This is a genomic window from Streptomyces antarcticus, assembly GCF_026627255.1.
GTDB classification, from domain to species: domain Bacteria; phylum Actinomycetota; class Actinomycetes; order Streptomycetales; family Streptomycetaceae; genus Streptomyces; species Streptomyces antarcticus.
The window spans coordinates 80,786-98,503 of record NZ_JAPNLM010000013.1 but is presented as its reverse complement, the minus strand read 5'-3'; the positions used below and the strand labels follow the sequence as shown (position 1 = coordinate 98,503).

General features: G+C 73.9%; 15 protein-coding genes. 1 reads left to right on the top strand and 14 read right to left on the bottom strand.

The genetic code is table 11. The features are described from left to right. Positions 1-95 precede the first annotated feature (95 nt). Positions 96-944, bottom strand: a complete 849-nt coding sequence (locus OTB16_RS20720; protein WP_267721775.1) for a trans-aconitate 2-methyltransferase — start codon at positions 942-944, stop codon at positions 96-98. Between the two features lie 160 nt (positions 945-1,104). Here OTB16_RS20720 and OTB16_RS20715 point away from each other — a divergent pair, with 160 nt between their 5' ends. Continuing rightward, the gene (locus OTB16_RS20715; protein ID WP_267721774.1) at positions 1,105-1,602 is read left to right on the top strand and encodes a MarR family winged helix-turn-helix transcriptional regulator; all 498 of its coding nucleotides are present in this window, start codon (positions 1,105-1,107) and stop codon (positions 1,600-1,602) included. Here OTB16_RS20715 and OTB16_RS20710 read toward each other — a convergent pair. The 13 genes from OTB16_RS20710 to rsmI all read right to left on the bottom strand — a co-directional run bounded on the left by OTB16_RS20710 (position 1,561) and on the right by rsmI (position 17,657). Beyond that, complete coding sequence (locus OTB16_RS20710) at positions 1,561-2,325, bottom strand: LuxR C-terminal-related transcriptional regulator (RefSeq protein WP_267721773.1); 765 nt, start codon at positions 2,323-2,325, stop codon at positions 1,561-1,563. The two genes, OTB16_RS20715 and OTB16_RS20710, sit on opposite strands and share 42 nt — an antisense overlap. Before the next feature lie 476 nt (positions 2,326-2,801). Next, complete coding sequence (gene galE, locus OTB16_RS20705; protein ID WP_267721772.1) at positions 2,802-3,761, bottom strand: UDP-glucose 4-epimerase GalE; 960 nt, start codon at positions 3,759-3,761, stop codon at positions 2,802-2,804. 163 nt (positions 3,762-3,924) lie between these two features. After that, positions 3,925-4,617 (bottom strand): response regulator transcription factor, encoded by a 693-nt coding sequence (locus tag OTB16_RS20700; RefSeq protein WP_267721963.1) that lies wholly within the window; start codon positions 4,615-4,617, stop codon positions 3,925-3,927. Between the two features lie 146 nt (positions 4,618-4,763). Next, positions 4,764-6,458 carry an outer membrane protein assembly factor BamB family protein gene (locus OTB16_RS20695; protein WP_267721770.1) on the bottom strand — a complete coding sequence of 565 codons (1,695 nt, stop codon included), beginning with the start codon at positions 6,456-6,458 and terminating at the stop codon, positions 4,764-4,766. Between the two features lie 53 nt (positions 6,459-6,511). Beyond that, positions 6,512-8,206: an outer membrane protein assembly factor BamB family protein gene (locus tag OTB16_RS20690; protein WP_267721768.1), complete on the bottom strand. Its 1,695-nt coding sequence runs from the start codon at positions 8,204-8,206 to the stop codon at positions 6,512-6,514. 165 nt (positions 8,207-8,371) lie between these two features. Continuing rightward, positions 8,372-10,174: an ABC-F family ATP-binding cassette domain-containing protein gene (locus OTB16_RS20685; RefSeq protein WP_267721767.1), complete on the bottom strand. Its 1,803-nt coding sequence runs from the start codon at positions 10,172-10,174 to the stop codon at positions 8,372-8,374. 28 nt (positions 10,175-10,202) lie between these two features. Next, complete coding sequence (locus OTB16_RS20680) at positions 10,203-11,552, bottom strand: acyltransferase family protein (RefSeq protein WP_267721765.1); 1,350 nt, start codon at positions 11,550-11,552, stop codon at positions 10,203-10,205. A 102-nt stretch (positions 11,553-11,654) separates the two neighbouring features. Next, positions 11,655-12,563, bottom strand: coding sequence for a 4-(cytidine 5'-diphospho)-2-C-methyl-D-erythritol kinase (locus tag OTB16_RS20675; protein WP_267721763.1), 909 nt, complete (start codon positions 12,561-12,563; stop codon positions 11,655-11,657). After that, positions 12,560-13,480, bottom strand: coding sequence for a 16S rRNA (adenine(1518)-N(6)/adenine(1519)-N(6))-dimethyltransferase RsmA (rsmA, locus tag OTB16_RS20670; RefSeq protein WP_267721762.1), 921 nt, complete (start codon positions 13,478-13,480; stop codon positions 12,560-12,562). The genes OTB16_RS20675 and rsmA overlap by 4 nt, the downstream gene beginning before the upstream one ends. A gap of 48 nt (positions 13,481-13,528) precedes the next feature. Then, positions 13,529-14,968, bottom strand: coding sequence for a ubiquitin-like domain-containing protein (locus tag OTB16_RS20665; RefSeq protein ID WP_420717759.1), 1,440 nt, complete (start codon positions 14,966-14,968; stop codon positions 13,529-13,531). Positions 14,969-15,150: 182 nt separating this feature from the next. After that, the gene (locus OTB16_RS20660) at positions 15,151-16,056 is read right to left on the bottom strand and encodes a TatD family hydrolase (protein WP_267721761.1); all 906 of its coding nucleotides are present in this window, start codon (positions 16,054-16,056) and stop codon (positions 15,151-15,153) included. 10 nt (positions 16,057-16,066) lie between these two features. Continuing rightward, positions 16,067-16,588: a hypothetical protein gene (locus OTB16_RS20655; protein WP_267721759.1), complete on the bottom strand. Its 522-nt coding sequence runs from the start codon at positions 16,586-16,588 to the stop codon at positions 16,067-16,069. A 139-nt stretch (positions 16,589-16,727) separates the two neighbouring features. Further along, positions 16,728-17,657 carry a 16S rRNA (cytidine(1402)-2'-O)-methyltransferase gene (gene rsmI, locus OTB16_RS20650; protein ID WP_267721757.1) on the bottom strand — a complete coding sequence of 310 codons (930 nt, stop codon included), beginning with the start codon at positions 17,655-17,657 and terminating at the stop codon, positions 16,728-16,730. Positions 17,658-17,718: the final 61 nt, after the last annotated feature.

The following is a 17,718-nucleotide window of genomic DNA, read 5'->3' as shown; positions in this document are numbered from 1 at the left end:
CGGGCAGGTACGGCGACACGGGCGGCGCCCCGCCACCGGAGGCTTCCGGTGGCGGGGCGCCGTCGCGCGCCGGCCGCACCGCCCGCGGGCGGCTGTCAGCCCTCTTTGCGCGCGACGGCGAAGATGCGGCGGAACGGGAAGACGGTGCCGCGGGGGCCGGGCGGGTAGGCCTCGCGCAGCCGGTCCCGGTACTCGGCGAGCAGGGCGTCGACGGCGTCCCGGTCGTCGCCGAGGGCGGTGAGGACGGGCCTCAGGGCCGTGCCCTTGACCCAGTCGAGCACCGGGTCGGCGCCCTGGAGCAGCTGGAAGTACGTGGTCTCCCAGACCTCGACGGCGCAGCCGAGCTCGGTCAGCCGGGCCAGGTACTCGGCGGGTTCGAGGAGGTGCACGTAGTGGGCGCCGTGCCCGGCGAGCCGGGAGCGCCAGCGGGGGGCGTCGCAGATCTCGGCGAGCAGGGCGTGGCTGGGGGCGGTGAAGTTGCCGGGGATCTGGAAGGCGAAGGTGCCGCCGGGGCGCAGGCCGTTGATCCACGGGCCGAAGGAGCCGGGGTGGCTGGGGACCCACTGCAGGGCGGCGTTGGAGACGATCAGGTCGTACGGCTCCTCGGGGAGCCAGGTGGCCAGGTCCCCGAGCCGGAAGTCGAGGCTGCCGCCGCCGGCGGTGGGCCCGGCGTACTCCCCGGTGGCGCGGTGCAGCATCTCCGGGGAGAGGTCGAAGCCGGTGACGCGGGCCTCGGGCCAGAGGTCGGCGAGCAGGGTGGTGACGTTGCCCGGGCCGCAGCCGAGGTCGGCGATGCGGGCGGGCCGGCCGGGCAGCTCGGGTATCCGGGCCAGCAGGTCGACGAAGGGGCGGGCGCGGTGTCCGGCGTGCCGGAGGTACTGCTGGGGGTCCCAGGTGGGCGCGGAGGGCGCGGTGGTCCGGTCCTGCGCGGTATCGGAATGCATGTACGAGCCTCCCTGCTGGCGGGGCGGTCGGAAGCGGAAGCGGTTCCGGACCCTCACTGCCCCATCGTCGACCCGTTTATATCTCGATGTCAAGATACTCGATAACGAGATACATGACATGAAGAGACTTCACGTCGACAGACCCCTTACACTGATCCGCATGGAGGACGAGGTCGACCGATTGGTCGCGGCTTGGCGGCGGGAGCGCCCTGACCTCGACGTGGAACCGCTCGAAGTGCTGAGCCGCGTCAGCAGGCTCGCACGCCACCTCGACCGCGCCCGCAGGCTCGCCTTCTCCGAGCATGGCCTGGAGCCGTGGGAGTTCGACGTCCTCACCTCGCTGCGGCGCGCCGGCGCGCCCTACCAGCTCTCCCCGGGCCAGCTGCTGACCCAGACCCTGGTCACCTCCGGCACCATGACCAACCGCATCGACCGGCTCGCCAAGAAGGGCCTCGTCGAGCGGCTCCCGGACCCCAGCGACCGCCGCGGGGTCCTGGTGCGGCTGACCCCCGAGGGCAGGGACCGCGCCGACCAGGCCCTCGCCGGACTGCTGGCCCAGGAACGGGCGATCCTCGCCCGGCTCTCCCAGAGCCAGCGGGGCGACCTCGCCGGGCTGCTACGCCAGTTGACCGCTCCGTTCGACAACATCCCCGGCTAGTTCCGCGGGACGTACGCCGGCCCGCCTGGCCAGCGCCACCGCGGCGAGCGTCGAGTGCACCCCGAGCTTGCCCAGCACGTTCTGCATGTGGGTGCGGACCGTGTGCGGGGACAGGAACAGCCGCGCCGCCACGTCCTTGCGGCCCAGCCCCGCCACCATGCAGCGCAGCACCTCGTGCTCGCGCGGGGTGAGCGACTCCACGAGCCGCTCGCTGTCCGTACGGTGCTTGCGTGCCGCGGTCAGCTCGCGCAGCACTCCGGTGAGCAGCGCGGGCGGGAGGTGGGTCTCCTCGCGCAGCACGCCGCGGACCACGGCCAGCAGCCGCGAGAGCGAGCAGTCCTTCGCCACCCAGCCCGAGGCCCCCGCCTGCAACGCCATCGCGGCCCGGCGGGGTTCGTCCCGCTCCGCGAGGACCACGGTGCGGACTCCCGGATGGGACACCCGCACCCCCGCGACCAGCGCGATCCCGTCCGCGCCGCCCGGCGGCCCCGAGCCGGACTCCCGCTGGGCGGGCACGGACCCGGCCGCGGCGCCGAGATCGGCGTCGACCAGCAGGACGTCGTAGCGGCGGCCCTCGGCCACCGCGCGTTCGAGGCAGCGCAGCGCGGCGGGGCCGCTGCCGGCCGCGGACACGTCCACGTCCGGCTCGGCCGCGAGCGCGGCTGCGAGCGATTCGGCGAAGATGCGGTGATCGTCGACCACGAGAACCCGGATACGAACCACAAAACCCCCAAGGGTAGGGGAACGGACGGCGGCGGGTACGGCGCCCGGACCGGGTGATCCGCAGCTGCCGCGGCCGCCGCCGAGACACCTCTGCACTACCCCGGAGCGGACGCCGTACCCGACGTGTCTCGACCCCTGAATCAACACCGGCCCCCACCGGTGTCACGCATCAGCGTAGAGCCGGGGCGGCTGACGGTTGGCCGAATTGCAGAAGTTTTCCCAGCGATTTTCCCGCGCAGCCGTTCCGAACGGGCTTTGTCATGGCTTGAATTCGACTGCACCGAAGGTCCGGATGGCCGTTTCCGACCCGGCGTGTGCCGCGGGCAGTTGCACGGGGGGCATTTCACCCCGCGCGTGCACGCCGGGCGCCCGCGCACGGCTCCCGATCACGGCGCGCGGCGCACACGCGTACGCCCCCCGTACCTGGCGGTGCGGGGGGCGTAGGGGACAGCGGTGGGCCCGGCGGGGCCGAGGGGTCAGGAGGCGTGCGTGCGCGCGAAGTTCCACGCGTCCGAGATGATGCCGGTGAGGTCCGAGCGGTTGGGGGTCCAGCCGAGGCGCTCGTGGGCGGTGCGGGCGGAGGCGACCAGGACCGCCGGGTCACCGGCCCGGCGCGGGGCGACGACCTCGGGGATTTCCCGGCCGGTGACCTTGCGGACCGTCTCGACGACCTCGCGGACCGAGAAGCCGCTGCCGTTGCCGAGGTTGCAGATCAGGTGTTCGCCGGCGGTGGCGTTCTCCAGCGCGGCGAGGTGGGCCTCCGCGAGGTCCGCGACGTGGATGTAGTCGCGCACGCAGGTGCCGTCCGGGGTCGGGTAGTCCTCGCCGAACACCGAGATCGACTCCCGCTCGCCGAGCGCGACCTGGAGGACCAGCGGGATCAGGTGGGTCTCGGGGGCGTGCCGCTCCCCGAACCGCCCGTACGCGCCCGCCACGTTGAAGTAGCGCAGGGAGACGGCGGCCAGGCCGTGCGCCGCGCACTCCCCCGCGATCATGTGGTCCACGGCGAGCTTCGTGGCCCCGTACGGGTTGGTCGGCGCGGTGACGGACGCCTCGGTCAGCAGGCCCTCCGCAGGCTCACCGTAGGTGGCGGCGGTGGAGGAGAAGACCAGCTTGCGCAGGCCCGCCCCGCGCATGGCGTTCAGCAGCGCGAGGGTGCCGCCGACGTTGTTCTCCCAGTACTTGGCCGGGTTCGCCACGGACTCGCCGACCTGCGAGGACGCCGCGAAGTGCAGCACCGCCTCGTAGGAGTCGTCGAGGTGGTCGGCGGCGTCCTGGATGCGGCCCTCGATGAAGGCGGCACCCTCCGGGACGCCCGCGCGGAAGCCGGTGCTGAGGTCGTCGAGGACGGTGACCTCGTGGCCGGCCTCCAGGAGGTGGGCAGCGACCACGCTGCCGACGTATCCGGCGCCACCGGTTACCAGGTACTTGCTCACTCGCCTACTGCCTCTCGCGGGGGAACGCGCGCTGGATGCGTGCGCGTGCTGGAGACTGGCTTACCCGATCCGGCGCCCGCAGGGAAATCGGCGGGCCCGCGCCACGGCCCGGGCCCGCGCCGTTCAGCCGGGGCCCGCCCCGTTCAGTTCAGGCCCGCGCCGTTCAGCCGCGGGCCGCGCCGGGCGGCTGCGCGGGGGCCACCCGGTCCAGGAGTCCGGTACGGGCCGCCAGTGCGGCCGCCTCCAGCCGGGACCCCACGCCGAGCTTCATCAGCACCCGCTGCACGTGCGTGCGGGCGGTACTGGGGGCGATCTCCATCCCCGCCGCGATCAGCCGGGTGTCCTCGCCCTCGGCGACCCGTACCAGGACCTCCACCTCGCGCGGGGTGAGCAGGCGCAGCAGCCGGCTGCCCTCGTCGTCGGGCTGGACGGCCGGGTTGAGGAGTTCCGCGAAGGCCCCCTGGAGCAGCTGCGGGGAGATCGCGACCTCGCCGGCCCGCGCCTTGGCCAGCGCCCGTTCCACGCCCTCGATCCGCTCGTCCTGGCGTACGTACCCCGAGGCGCCGGCGGCGAAGGCGGCCGCGATCCCGCGCGGGCTGGGCACCGGTCCCAGGACGACCACGGCGATCTGCGAGCGCTCCCGTTTGATGCGGGCCACGGGTTCGAAGACTCCCGGCTCGGCCGGGGAGGCGGTGCCGAAGAGACAGACCTCCGGCGCCCGGCTGATCACCAGCTCGGCGGCGCCCGCGGCCGGGGCGGCCGCGGCGAGCACCCGGTGCCCGCGCAGTTTCAGGGCCGAGGCGAGCGCCTCGGCCAGCAGGCGGTGCTCGTCGACCACCACGACCCGTACGCCCATGAAGGCATCCACCCCCGACCCTTCTGCCCCGGCAAGCTACACGCTTGTTCGACGGAGCGAGGGGGATACCGCGCAGAAGCCCCCGGAAGGCGGACCTTCCGGGGGCTGCGTGCCGGTGCGGGTGTGCGGGAGCGGCCGGCTCGCCGTCAGCTCGCGGTGAAGGAGACGAACAGGTACTCGGGGTCGCTCTTGTCCGAGTACGGCTTGCGGGCCGTCGTGCGCGAGACGAACAGCTTGCCGTTGTGGTAGCGGTACTCGGAGTACTCGGGCGAGAACGCCGTCTCGATGCGCTGGCTCGCCTTGTCCGACGGGTTCTGCATGAGGAGGGTCTCCTTCATGGTCGTCCCGTCGATGCTGACGATCTGGCCGCCCTTGTCGTACGGGGGCTCCTTGTAGGCGATGACGTTCGAGCCGTCCATGCGCAGCGGGAACATCGTGAACCCGTCGCCCGCGTCGGCGCGGTCGGTGGTCTGCTTGCCGGTCTCCAGGTCGAAGGAGAGCAGCTCGTTGGTGCGGCCGCTGGAGGACTGGCCGCCCTGGTGCTCGTAGGAGGGCACGTAGATCTTGCCGTTGCCGACGACCATGTTGGTGCACTTCTCGACCTCGGTGGACGCGCACTTGCCGGCGAACGTGCCGTCGGCGAGCGAGATGCGCGCCTTCAGTTCGCCCGAGGGGGCGATGACGAAGAGGTCGCTGAGGCCGGTGGCGTTCTTGGCGGTCTTGCCGACGTCGGCGCCGACGATGAGCGGCTTCGTGGAGACGATGCCGGCGTACTCGATGCCCGGGGCGAGCTTGTACGAGGCCGTGGGCGCGCCGGTGGCCGCGTCGAGGAGCTGCGCGTGCAGGGTCGGGCTGGAGCTCTGGCCGCACTTGCGGATCACGCCGAGGGCCTCGCCGCCCGCGTAGCCCGCGTCGCGGCAGCCCTCGCCGTCGATCTTGGGCAGCCACAGGGACTTGCCGTCGGCGAGGTTCCAGGCGGCGCCGCCCGCGGTGCCCGCGGCGGCGACGGTCTGGCCGCTGAGGGTGACCTCGTAGTAGGACACGGGCTTGTCGCCGCTGGTGGCGCCCTTGGCGTTGCCGGACCAGACGAGCTTGCCGGTGCCCAGGTCGATGACACCGACCTCGGTGCACTGCGGGTACTTGTTCTCGGGCGTGGGCATGACCGCCTTGAAGAGGACGGCCGTCTTGTTGTCGCTGACGTGCCGGGTCGCGCCGCAGAGCTCGCCGGGGAAGGGCAGTTCCCACTTCTTGCCGCCGTCGACGACGTTGTAGCCGACCACCTTCGCGACGTCGGACTTGACGTAGGTGGAGTCGGTCAGCCAGGAGCCGGCGACGTTGGCGATGTCGGCCGGCTGCGGGTTCGGCTGGTTGAACAGCGGCTTCGACTTGGGGTTGGCGGGCACCTTCTCGGAGCCGCCCGCGCCCTGGGGCTTGCCGTCGGGGCCCGCGCTGGGGCTGCCGTTCGCGGTGGGCTGCCCGCCGGTGCCGCTGCCGTCGCCGGAGACGTACCAGAGGCCGCCTCCGACGATCATGACGATGGCCAGCAGGGCGGCGCCGACGATCATCAGCTGGGTGCGCTTGTCGTTGCCGCCGGCCGGCGGCCGGGCGGCCTGGACCGGCACGGTGGGCGGCTGGCCGTACGGCGGCGGGGTACCGGGGCCGGGCTGCTGCTGGGGGTATCCGTAGCCCGCCGGGGGCTGCTGCGGGTACCCGTAGCCGGCCGGGGGCTGCTGCGGCGGCACGGGCGGCGGGGCGGGCGCGCCGAATCCGCCCGGCGGGGGATCCTGCGGCGCTCCGAAGCCGCCGGACGGCGGCTGGCTGGGGGGCGGCGGGGTGCTCATGGGTTGCGACTGCCTCTCGGTGGGCGGCTCGGGGGGCGGCTCGGGGGACGCGTTCACTTGCCGAAGACCATCAGGAACTTCTCGTCCTTGCCCCGGGCCTGCAGGCGCGATACGGAGAGGAAGAACCGCCCGTCGACGTAGTCGAGTCTGGGGGTGTGGAAGGAGCTCTCGACCGGGGCCGCCGCGCCCGACGGGTTGCGCAGGAGCGCGGTGGGGGTGGCGCCGCCGGCCGGGACGGAGAGGATCTCGCCGCCCTTGTCGTACTCGGCCTGGCGGTAGGCGATGAGCTGCCCGCCCACGGCCTTGAGCGGGGTGAGGGTGCGCTTGGCCCCGGCCGGGGTGCGCCACTTCTCCTTGCCCGTGGACAGGTCGAAGGCGACGACGGCGTTGCCCGCCACCGCGTCGCGGGCGGTCGCGAGGTGGAGGGTGCCCCCGTCGACGACGGCCGAGGAACAGACGGAGAAGGACCGGAAGATGCCGGTGTCACCGCAACCGATCGGGAACTTGCCCTCGGCGGAGAGGGTGGCGCCCTGCTTCCCGTCGGGTCCGATCACCGTGATGACGATCTCCTTCGTCGCCTCGTTGCCGAGTTCGAGGACGAGCGGATCCAGCGAGTACACGCTGCTGACCTTGAAGGACTTGGGAACCCGGTAGGTCCAGCCGCGCTTGCCGGTGACGGGGTCGGTGCTCTGGACCTCGGCGGTCTTGTCCTCGTCGAGGCAGGTGGCGAGGCCGACCATCTTGCCGTTGCCGGCCGCGTAGGAGCCGGGCTTGCAGCCCTCGGCCTGGGTGCTGGCGAAGAGCTTGTCGCCGTTGCTGATCTTGAAGGCGCTGGCGGTGCCGCCCCGGCTGATGGCCACGGTGTCGCCGGTGATGGCGACGGCGGGGCTGGTGAAGATGTCGAAGAGCTGCTCCTTGGGCACCTCCTTGGACCAGACCTCCTTGCCCGACGCGAGGTCGACCACGCGCATCTGCGTGCAGGCGGCGGACTCCGCCTCGCTCTCCCGGTACATGACGACCGTCTTGTTGTCGGCGGTGGTCTGCGGGGTGACGGAGCAGACCGCGGCGGGGAAGGCAAGCGTCCACTTCTCCTTGCCGTCGGCGACGCCGTAGCCGGTGAGGGACTTCCAGACGCTCTTGACGACGGTGTCGCCGACGACCCACTGGCCCTCGGACTCGACTCCCATGCCGGGGCCGTCGATCTTGGCGGTCTTGAGCCAGAGGACCTTGTCCTCGCCCTGCTGCCGGCCGGCGTTGAGGTCTTCCCCGCCGGCGCCGTTGCCGGTGCCGTCGCCCTTGTCGACCTCGGCGGAGGCCGAGGGCTTGGGGTCGGCGGGGGTGGACGGCTGCGCCACGGGCTGCTTGGGGTCCGCGCCACCGTCACGGAAGAAGGCGAAGTACGCGCCGGCGCCGAGGACGAGGGTGCCCGCGACGGCGGCGGCGATGAGGGCGGTCGTCTTCTTCCTCGGCGGGGTCCCGGGGGCGCCGAGCGCCTGGCCCGAGGGCACGGTCGGGGGCTGCGGCGGGTGGGCGTAGCCGGGCGGGGGCTGCTGCGGCGGGTACTGCGGGAGCTGGGAAGGCTGCTGGGGCTGCTGGGGCTGGGGAGGCTGCTGGCCGTACGGCGGCTGCTGGGCGTACGGGTTCGCGCCCTGCGGCGGGTAGCCGTAGCCGGGCTGGGGCGGGCCGGGCAGGTGGCCGTAACCGGAAGGTGTCGGCGGCTGGTTCGGCGGCTGGGGCGGCTCGGTCATCAGCGCACACTTTCGGCTTCGGTGAGGTCGTGGGGGATGCCTTTCTATCACTCACGCCTTCCTTATGCCGGGCCGGTCCGCCCCCTGTTCCCAAGGGAGGACCGGCCCGTGACGCCGCCGTTATCCGGCCAGTCGGCCCGGAGTACGGGCGGAGTGCGGCGCGGGCTACGCCTCCTCGGCCAGCTCCAGCCAGCGCATCTCCAAGTCGTCGCGGTCGGAGAGCAGTTCCCTCAGCTCCGCGTCGAGCTTGGCCACCTTGTCGTAGTCGGTGGAGTTCTCGGCGATCTGCGCGTGCAGGCCGCTCTCGCGGTCGGAGAGCTTGTTCAGCTGCCGCTCGATCTTCTGGAGCTCCTTCTTCGCGGCGCGGGAGTCGCCGGAGGCGGACGTCTTGGCCCCGGCGGACGCGGGGGCGGGCGCCGGCGCGGCCGCCTCGATCATCTTCCGGCGGCGCTCCAGGTACTCGTCCAGGCCGCGCGGCAGCATCCGCAGGCTGGCGTCGCCGAGCAGGGCCATCACCGTGTCGGTGGTGCGCTCGACGAAGAACCGGTCGTGGGAGATCACGATCATCGAACCGGGCCAGCCGTCGAGGAGGTCCTCCAGCTGGGTCAGGGTCTCGATGTCGAGGTCGTTGGTGGGCTCGTCGAGGAACAGGACGTTGGGCTCGTCCATCAGCAGCCTCAGGATCTGCAGCCGGCGGCGCTCACCGCCGGAGAGGTCGCCGACCGGCGTCCACTGCTTCTCCTTGGTGAAGCCGAACTGCTCGCACAGCTGGCCCGCCGTCATCTCGCGGCCCTTGCCGAGGTCGACGCGGTCGCGCACCCGCTGGACGGCTTCCAGCACCCGCAGGGAGGGGTCGAGTTCGCCGACCTCCTGGGAGAGGTAGGCGAGCTTGACGGTCCTGCCCACGATGACCTTGCCCTTGGCGGGCTGGACCTCCCCCTGGGTGCGGGCGGCCTCGGCGAGGGCGCGCAGCAGGGAGGTCTTGCCCGCGCCGTTGACGCCGACCAGGCCGACGCGGTCGCCGGGGCCGAGGTGCCAGGTCAGGTGCTCCAGCAGGGTCTTGGGGCCGGCCTGGACGGTGACGTCCTCCAGGTCGAAGACCGTCTTGCCGAGGCGGGCGTTGGCGAACTTCATCAGCTCGGAGGTGTCGCGCGGCGGCGGCACGTCGGCGATGAGCTCGTTGGCGGCCTCGATGCGGTAGCGGGGCTTGGAGGTCCGGGCGGGCGCGCCGCGGCGCAGCCAGGCCAGCTCCTTGCGCATCAGGTTCTGCCGCTTGGACTCCTCGGTGGCGGCGATGCGGTCGCGCTCGGCGCGGGCGAAGACGTAGTCGCTGTAGCCGCCCTCGTACTCGTGCACGTCGCCGCGCTGCACGTCCCACATGCGGGTGCAGACCTGGTCGAGGAACCAGCGGTCGTGGGTGACGCAGACGAGCGCGGAGCGGCGTTCCTGGAGGTGCTTGGCGAGCCAGGAGATGCCCTCGACGTCGAGGTGGTTGGTGGGCTCGTCGAGGATCAGCAGGTCCTGGTCGGCGATGAGCAGCTGGGCCAGCGCGATGCGGCGGCGCTCGCCACCGGAGAGCGGGCCGATGACGGTGTCCAGGCCCTGGCCGAAGCCGGGCAGGTCCAGCCCGCCGAAGAGGCCGGTGAGCACGTCGCGGATCTTGGCGTTGCCGGCCCACTCGTGGTCGGCCATGTCCCCGATGATCTCGTGGCGGACGGTGGCCGCGGGGTCGAGGGAGTCGTGCTGGGTGAGGACGCCCATGCGCAGCCCGCTGTTCTGGGTGACCCGTCCGCTGTCGGGCTCCTCCAGTTTGGCGATCATCCGGATGAGGGTGGTCTTCCCGTCTCCGTTGCGACCGACGACGCCGATCCGGTCCCCCTCGGACACGCCGAGGGAGATGCCGTCGAGCAGGGTACGTGTGCCGTACACCTTGCTGACTGCCTCGACATTGACCAGATTGACGGCCATCAGACGCGCTCCAGGGAAGGGGTGTGGATCAGCCCCTCAGCCTAACCCTCCGGGCCGGGGCCGACCGTTCCACCAGCAGCCAGCCTCCCAGCGCCATGCCGATCGCGACGGGCGCGGTGACCGGTACGGCGATCAGGGTGGCGCTGTGGCCCTCCAGCAGGCCCCCGAGGCCGGTCATGGACAGGCCGAGGACGCCGAGGAGGCAGAGCGTGATCCCGAGGGCGGCCGACGGCCCGCCGCCGGCCGGGGTGCTCCCCGGGGCCACGGCGGGACCCGGCCGGGGCGGGGCCTCGAAGCGGCGGAACAGGGCGACGAGCAGCGCGGTCACCAGGGCCGCGAGGGCGAGCCGTACGGGAACCTGTGCCCACCAGGCCGCGCCGGCGGGGGCCGGGAGGGCGAGGCCGAGGGCGAGCTGGGCCGCGTACACCCCCAGCATCGCCGTGAGGTGCCAGAGGAAGGCGGTCATGGCGACGCCGTTGGCGGCGACGACCCCGCGCCAGACCCGCGGGCGGCGCAGCCACGCGGTGGCGGGCCCGGCCAGGAGCTGGACGGCGCCGACGAGCCACAGGCCGTGGCAGAGCAGGGCGAGGGTGGGCGGTGCCATGTTGGACACCTTCTCGCCGGGCATCCCGACCATGGACAGCGGGTACGGCCCGAACGCGACGAGCAGGACGGCCCCGGTGAGCCCGGCGGCGGCCAGGGCGCCCGGCCGTCGCAGTCCGCTCAGGCGGCCGTCGGCGCGCAGGAACCCCAGCTGGTGCACGGCGAGCCAGACGAGCGCGAAGTTCAGGAACTCCACGTACGGGACCCCGAGCGCGAAGCGCAGCACGTCGACGAGGGCGGCGGCGCCGGCCAGCCCGGCGAAGGCGCCCCAGCCGAAGCGCTCGTGCAGCCGCAGCAGCGGCGGGGTGAAGGCGACCATGGCGAGGTAGATCCCGATGAACCACAGCGGCTGGGTGACCAGCCGCAGGGCGGCCCCGGTCAGCCGTCCCCCGCCGGCGCCGGCGAGCTGGAGCGCGAGGGCGGCCGCGCTCCACACGAGGACGAACACGAGGGTGGGCCGCAGCAGCCGCTGGAGGCGGGCCCGCAGGAAGTCGGCGTAGACCGGGCGGTCGGCCCGGCGGGCGAGGGAGCGGTGGGACAGGGCGTGCGAGAAGCCGCCGACGAAGAAGAAGACGGGCATGATCTGGAGCCCCCAGGTGAGGACCTGGAGCCCGGGCACGAGGGCGAGCAGGTTCCCTATCCCGTCGGCGCTGACGGCGGCCATCAGCCAGTGCCCGCACACGACGGTGCCGAGGGAGGCGACCCGGAGCAGGTCGATGTACCGGTCCCGGGCGGCGGGGGTGGCGGCGGCCACGGCTTCGGCGCTGACTGTCATGGCCCCAACATCGCCGCCGCCGGGGGCCCGCGACAGGGTACGGATACTCAGTTCCGGCCTGGGTACGCCCGCCCGCGGGTCCCGGGGCCCCGGGACCCGCGCTCAGCCCGGCAGGACCGTGGCGCCGGGGGCCGGGCCGGACGCCACGTGGGTGGCCCGGCAGGTGCCGGAGGCGTCCAGCCCGGCGGCGACCTTGGCGGCGGCTTCCGCGTCCCGGACCAGGAAGGCCGTCGTCGGCCCCGAGCCGGAGACCATCCCGGCCAGTGCTCCGCCGCCCGTCCCCGCGGCCAGTACGGCGGCCAGTCCCGGCCGCAGCGAGAGGGCGGCGGGCTGCAGGTCGTTGGCCAGGGTGGCGGCCAGCGCGTCCGGGTCACCCGAGGCGAGGGCGGCCAGCAGCTCCGGGGAGGCGGCCGGCGCGGGGACCTCCGTACCGGCCGCGGCGGCGAGGCGGTCGAACTCGCGGTAGACCGCCGGGGTGGACAGTCCGCCGTCGGCGACCGCGAAGACCCAGTGGAAGGTGCCCGCGTCCACCGGGGTCAGCAGCTCGCCCCGGCCGGTGCCCAGCGCCGCGCCGCCCACCAGGCTGAACGGGACGTCGCTGCCCAGCTCCGCGCAGATCTCGAGGAGTTCGGCGCGCGGCGTGTCCAGGCCCCACAGGGCGTCGCAGGCCAGCAGGGCCGCGGCGCCGTCGGCGCTGCCACCCGCCATGCCGCCCGCGACCGGGATGCGCTTGGCGATGTGCAGGTGGACGGCGGGGTCGAGGCCGCCCCGCGCGGCCAGCGCCTCGGCGGCGCGCGCCACGAGGTTGGTGCGGTCCAGCGGGACCTTGTGCGCGTCGGGCCCCTCGCAGGTCACCGTCAGCGCGTCGGCCGCGGTCGCCGTCACCTCGTCGAAGAGGGAGACCGCCAGGAAGACGTTGGCCAGGTCGTGGAAGCCGTCGGGGCGGGCCCCGCCCACCGCGAGGCGCACGTTGACCTTCGCGGGGACCCGTACGGTCACGGCGCCGCTCACAGGACGGGCTCCCGTACCGCCGGCTTGTGCTCGGCGATCGCCGCGAACTCCTCCACCGTCAGCGACTCCCCGCGGGCCTGCGGCGAGACGCCGGCGGCGACCAGGGCCGCTTCGGCGCCGGCCGCCGAACCGGCCCAGCCGGCCAGGGCGGCGCGCAGCGTCTTGCGGCGCTGGGCGAAGGCCGCGTCCACGACCGCGAAGACCTCGGCCTTGGTGGCGGTGGTCTTGACGGGCTCCGTGCGGCGGACGAGCGAGACGAGTCCGGAGTCGACGTTCGGCGCGGGCCAGAAGACCTTGCGGCCGATGGACCCGGCGCGCTTGACGTGCGCGTACCAGTTGGCCTTCACGGAGGGGACTCCGTAGACCTTGTTTCCGGGCTCGGCGGCGAGCCGGTCGGCGACCTCGGCCTGCACCATGACCAGGGTCCGCTCGATGCTCGGGAAGCGGTCGAGCATCGTGAGCAGCACGGGCACGGCCACGTTGTACGGCAGGTTCGCGACGAGCGCGGTGGGCGCCGGGCCGGGCAGCTCCGTGACCAGCATCGCGTCGGAGTGGACCAGCGCGAAGCGGTCCGTGCGCGCGGGCATGCGGGCCTCGATGGTGGCGGGCAGCGCCGCCGCGAGGATGTCGTCGATCTCCACCGCGACGACCCGGTCCGCGGCCTCCAGCAGCGCGAGCGTCAGCGAGCCCAGGCCCGGCCCGACCTCGACGACCACGTCGTCGGGGCGGACCCCGGCGGTGCGCACGATCCGGCGGACCGTGTTGGCGTCGATGACGAAGTTCTGGCCCTTCTGCTTCGTCGGGCGTACGCCGAGTGCCGCGGCCAGCTCCCGGATGTCGGCGGGGCCGAGAAGGGAGTCGGATACGGGATGCCCGGGGTTCTCGGGGTTCTGGGGCTGCTGCTCTGCGGTGCTCACCGGTAAAGCGTCTCAGATCGACGGGGTGCTCCCGCCCCGGCCCGGCGACTAGAGCCTGCGGCCGCAGTGGGGCCAGGGGCTCGCGCCGCGCTGGACGTAGAGCTTCTTCGCGCGGAACGTCTGCTCCGACCCCGACGCGTCCTGTGGGCGTCCGCTTCCGCCGAGCGCCTGCCAGGTGCGGACGTCGAACTGGTAGAGGCCGCCGTAGGTGCCCGAGGGGTCGGTGGCGGAGGGACGGCCGCCGGACTCGCACCGGGCCAGCGCCGCCCAGTTGAGGCCGTCGGCGCCCGCGACGGACGTCGGCAGCGGCTTCGTGCCCACCTTGACGAGCTGTCCGACGGGCTCGCGGACGGTCTCCTCGGCGATCCGGCGGGCCTTCTGGCGGACCCCGTTGACGGTGCGCAGGCTGTACGTGACCCTGCGCGCGCCGGGCCGGCCGGCCCGCTCGACGACCTCGGTGCCGGCGAACAGGGCGGGGTCCTTGACCCGCTCCGTCAGGTACGGGATGCGCTCTTCGCGGACCTCCCGGCTGCCGGTGATCCGGAGCACGGTGACGGTCTGGCCGTCGCGCGGGAAGGCGGTCGGGGGCACGGACGTGGTGTCCTCGCCGCGCAGGGTGATGCCGGCCTGGTCGAGGGCTTCCAGCACGGTCGCGGCGTTGGTGCGGATCGTGCGCTCGCGGCCGTCGGCCATGAAGGTGACGCTGCGCTCCGTACGGACGCCGAGGGTGAGGCCGGCGCGCGGGACGGGCGCGGTGCGGGGGACGGAGAGGTAGGCGCCCTCGGCGCGGATGCCGAACTGGTGCAGGGCGCCCTCGACGGTGCGGGCGGTGGTCCACACCTGGCGCTGCCGCCCGTCGAGGGTGAGGCGCAGCGGGCGGCCGTAGCGGACGACGATCTCCTCGCCGTCGTCGAGGTGGGCGCCGGGGGCGGGGGTGACGAGGTCGTGGGGGCCGACGCCGAGGCCCTCGGAGGCGAGCAGCTCGCCGATGTCGTCGGCGAAGGTGTGCAGCTCGCGCGGGACCCCGTCGACGGTGAGGCGTACGGCCTTGTCGGCGGCCACGAACGCGCTGGTGCCGCCGGCGAGGAAGGCGACGACCAGCGCCTGCGGCACGATCCGCCGCCAGGTCCCGCCGCGGGCGGAGGGCGCCGGGGCCCGGGTCCCGCGCCGGCGTCCGGCGCCGGCCGGTTCCGGCGGGCGCGGGCAGGGTCCCCGGCCCGGCGGCCTCGGCGGCGGTGCCCCGGCGTCTGCCGGAGCCGGACGGGGCGGCCGCCGCGGCGGCGGGCGGCTCCCCGGTCCCGCGGCGGCGGCCCGTGCCCGGCTCGCCGGCGGGGGCGGGGATGGACACGGCGGCGGCCGGGGCTTCGCGGCCGCGGGCCCGGCGGCGGCCCGCCGGGACGGCCGGGGGCTCCGCCCCGGCCGTGTCCCACGGGGCGGCCGGCGGGCCCGGGGGCTCGTCCTCGTACGCCTCCGGCACGGGACCGCCACGGCGGTGACTGCCCTGCGTATCGCTCACGACGCTCGCTCCACTGGTCCGGCCCCCGCTGGTTCGGGCACGGCACCTTAGCGGAGGATCCGTCACACACGAAAGCCGTTCGATCACACAGCGTCGCGGTGCGGGCGTCTCCCGGCCGGCGGGCGTCCTGCGGCGGGGCGGGGCGGACGGGGCGTCAGTAGGCGAAGGCGCGTGCCGTGTTGGCGGCCAGGGCGGTGGCCATGGCGTCCTCGTCGAGGCCCCGGACGGCGGCCATCGCCCGTACGGTCAGCGGAATGAGATAGGGCGCGTTGGGCCGTCCGCGGTACGGCGCCGGGGTCAGGTACGGGGCGTCCGTCTCGACGAGCACCAGCTCCAGCGGGGCCACGGCGAGGGCTTCGCGCAGCGGCGCCGCGTTCTTGAAGGTGACGGTCCCGGCGAAGGACATGTAGTACCCGGCGGCCGCGCACTCGCGGGCCATCTCGGCGTCCCCCGAGTAGCAGTGGAAGACGGTCCGTTCGGGCGCGCCCTCCTCGCGCAGGACGCGCAGCACGTCCGCGTGGGCGTCCCGGTCGTGGATGACCAGGGCCTTGCCCTGCCGCTTGGCGATCTCGATGTGGGCGCGGAAGGAACGCTCCTGTGCAGCCATCCCCTCCGGGCCGGTCCGGAAGTGGTCGAGGCCGGTCTCACCGACCGCCTTCACGTGGCCGAGCGCGGCGAGCGCCTCGATCTCGGCGAGCGCGTCGTCCAGCGCCGTCTCGCCGCCGCCGGTGCGGGCGCCCTGCCGCGACCAGCCTCCCCCAGCCCCAGGGGGCTGGGAGGTGCCCCCTGGGTCCCCGTGGACGATCCGGGGGGCTTCGTTCGGGTGAAGGGCCACCGCCGCGTGCACGTTCGCGTACTGGGCCGCGGTCTCGGCGGCCCAGCGGGAGCCCTTCACGTCGCAGCCCACCTGGACGACCGTGGTCACGCCCACCGACGCCGCCTTGGCGAGGCCCTCCTCGACGGTGCCGGACTGCATGTCGAGGTGGGTGTGCGAGTCGGCCACCGCCACCCGCAGCGGTTCGGGCAGCGGCGGCGGGGCGTCCTTCGAAGCGGTGCTCATACGGCCGATCCTATGACCGGCGGAAGATCCCCATCAGCCGGGCGACCGGCCCCCGGCGCTCCTCGGCGTCGTCGATCGCGACCGGTCCCGGGGCGTCGTGGAGCCGGGACGCCTTGCGCGGCTTCGGAGCCCTGGGTGCCTTGGGAGCCTTCGGACCCCTCGGTACGTTCTGGCCCGCCGGGACGGGTCCGGCGATGCCGGGTGCGACGGGGTGGTGGTAGAGCTGGTCGAGCATGCCGAGCACGGAGGAGACCTGCCCCGACCGCATGATCCGTACGACGTGCCCGCCGCAGTTCAGGCAGGTCGGGCTCGACAGCGGGGACGGAACCCGCTCCCGGTTGGCCGTGTAGGTGATGAACGGACGTCCTGTGCCGTCGACGCGGTGTTCTATCTCGTAGGCCTGCTCCCAGCCGTACCCGCACCTCATGCACGCGAACGAGTACGCCTCGTGCACGGTGTGCAGGGCGGGTGCGGAAACAGTGCCGGGTACCGCGGCGGCGACGGGTACCGGGGTGTCTGCGATCTCACTCATGCCAGCTCCTCTTGTTCCACTGGTGCCATGGCCAGTGGACGCCTCTTCGGGCGGGAGCGCATCAGGCTCGGTCGAGTGTTGGACGGTCCTTGGGCGACTCATGCCCGAAGGGCCCGGTGCGCGGTCTGAGCTTTGCCTTTCAGGTTAGCTCTTTACCGGATGCGGGCACCTTTTGTGCCGCGTTCTTTGCCGCGACCACCGCATCGAACACCTCGCGCTTGGGTACTCCCGCCTCGGCCGCGACCGCCGCGATGGCCTCCTTGCGCCGCTCCCCCGCCTCCTCGCGCACCCGCACCCTGCGCACCAGCTCCTCGGCGTCCACGTCGCCGGGCCCGGCCGCCGGGGCGCCCTCGACGACGACGGTGATCTCCCCGCGGACGCCCTCGGCGGCCCAGGCCGCCAGCTCGCCGAGCCCGCCGCGCTTGACCTCCTCGTACGTCTTGGTCAGCTCGCGGCACACGGCCGCCCGCCGGTCGGCGCCGAAGACCTCGGCCATGGCGGCGAGGGTGTCGTCGAGCCGGTGCGGGGCCTCGAAGTAGACGAGCGTGCGCCGTTCGCCCTCGACCTCGCGCAGCCGGCCCAGGCGCTCGCCGGCCTTGCGCGGCAGGAAGCCCTCGAAGCAGAACCGGTCCACCGGCAGCCCGGAGAGCGCGAGCGCGGTGAGCACCGCGGACGGCCCGGGCACGGCGGTGACCTTGATGTCCTTCAGCACGGCGGCGGCGACCAGCCGGTAGCCGGGGTCCGAGACGGAGGGCATGCCCGCGTCGGTCACCAGCAGCACCCGCTTGCCCGCCTCCAGGGCTTCGACCAGCTCCGGGGTGCGGGCCGACTCGTTGCCCTCGAAGTACGAGAGCACGCGCCCGGTGGTGTGCACCCCGATCCCCTGCGTCAGCCGGCGCAGCCGCCGGGTGTCCTCGGCGGCGATCACGTCGGCCCGCTCCAGCTCGGCGCCGAGCCGTGGCGGGGCGTCCGCCAGGTCGCCGATCGGGGTCCCGGCGAGGACGAGGACGCCTGCCTGGCCGGCGGGCGTGTGGACGGGTTCGGTACCGCGGGGCTGGTCAGCTGTCACCGGCCCATCCTCTCAGTCCTTCCGGCCGTCCCGCCCCGCCGCGGGCCCCGGCCCGGAGCGC

Excerpts from the sequence above, each read along its gene's own strand:
- OTB16_RS20720 (WP_267721775.1), bottom strand. The coding sequence starts at position 944 with ATGCATTCCGATACCGCGCAGGACCGGACCACCGCGCCCTCCGCGCCC.
- OTB16_RS20715 (WP_267721774.1), top strand. The coding sequence starts at position 1,105 with ATGGAGGACGAGGTCGACCGATTGGTCGCGGCTTGGCGGCGGGAGCGC.
- OTB16_RS20700 (WP_267721963.1), bottom strand. The coding sequence starts at position 4,617 with ATGGGCGTACGGGTCGTGGTGGTCGACGAGCACCGCCTGCTGGCCGAG.
- OTB16_RS20695 (WP_267721770.1), bottom strand. The coding sequence starts at position 6,458 with ATGAGCACCCCGCCGCCCCCCAGCCAGCCGCCGTCCGGCGGCTTCGGA.
- OTB16_RS20690 (WP_267721768.1), bottom strand. The coding sequence starts at position 8,206 with ATGACCGAGCCGCCCCAGCCGCCGAACCAGCCGCCGACACCTTCCGGT.
- OTB16_RS20685 (WP_267721767.1), bottom strand. The coding sequence starts at position 10,174 with ATGGCCGTCAATCTGGTCAATGTCGAGGCAGTCAGCAAGGTGTACGGC.
- OTB16_RS20680 (WP_267721765.1), bottom strand. The coding sequence starts at position 11,552 with ATGACAGTCAGCGCCGAAGCCGTGGCCGCCGCCACCCCCGCCGCCCGG.
- OTB16_RS20660 (WP_267721761.1), bottom strand. The coding sequence starts at position 16,056 with ATGAGCACCGCTTCGAAGGACGCCCCGCCGCCGCTGCCCGAACCGCTG.
- OTB16_RS20655 (WP_267721759.1), bottom strand. The coding sequence starts at position 16,588 with ATGAGTGAGATCGCAGACACCCCGGTACCCGTCGCCGCCGCGGTACCC.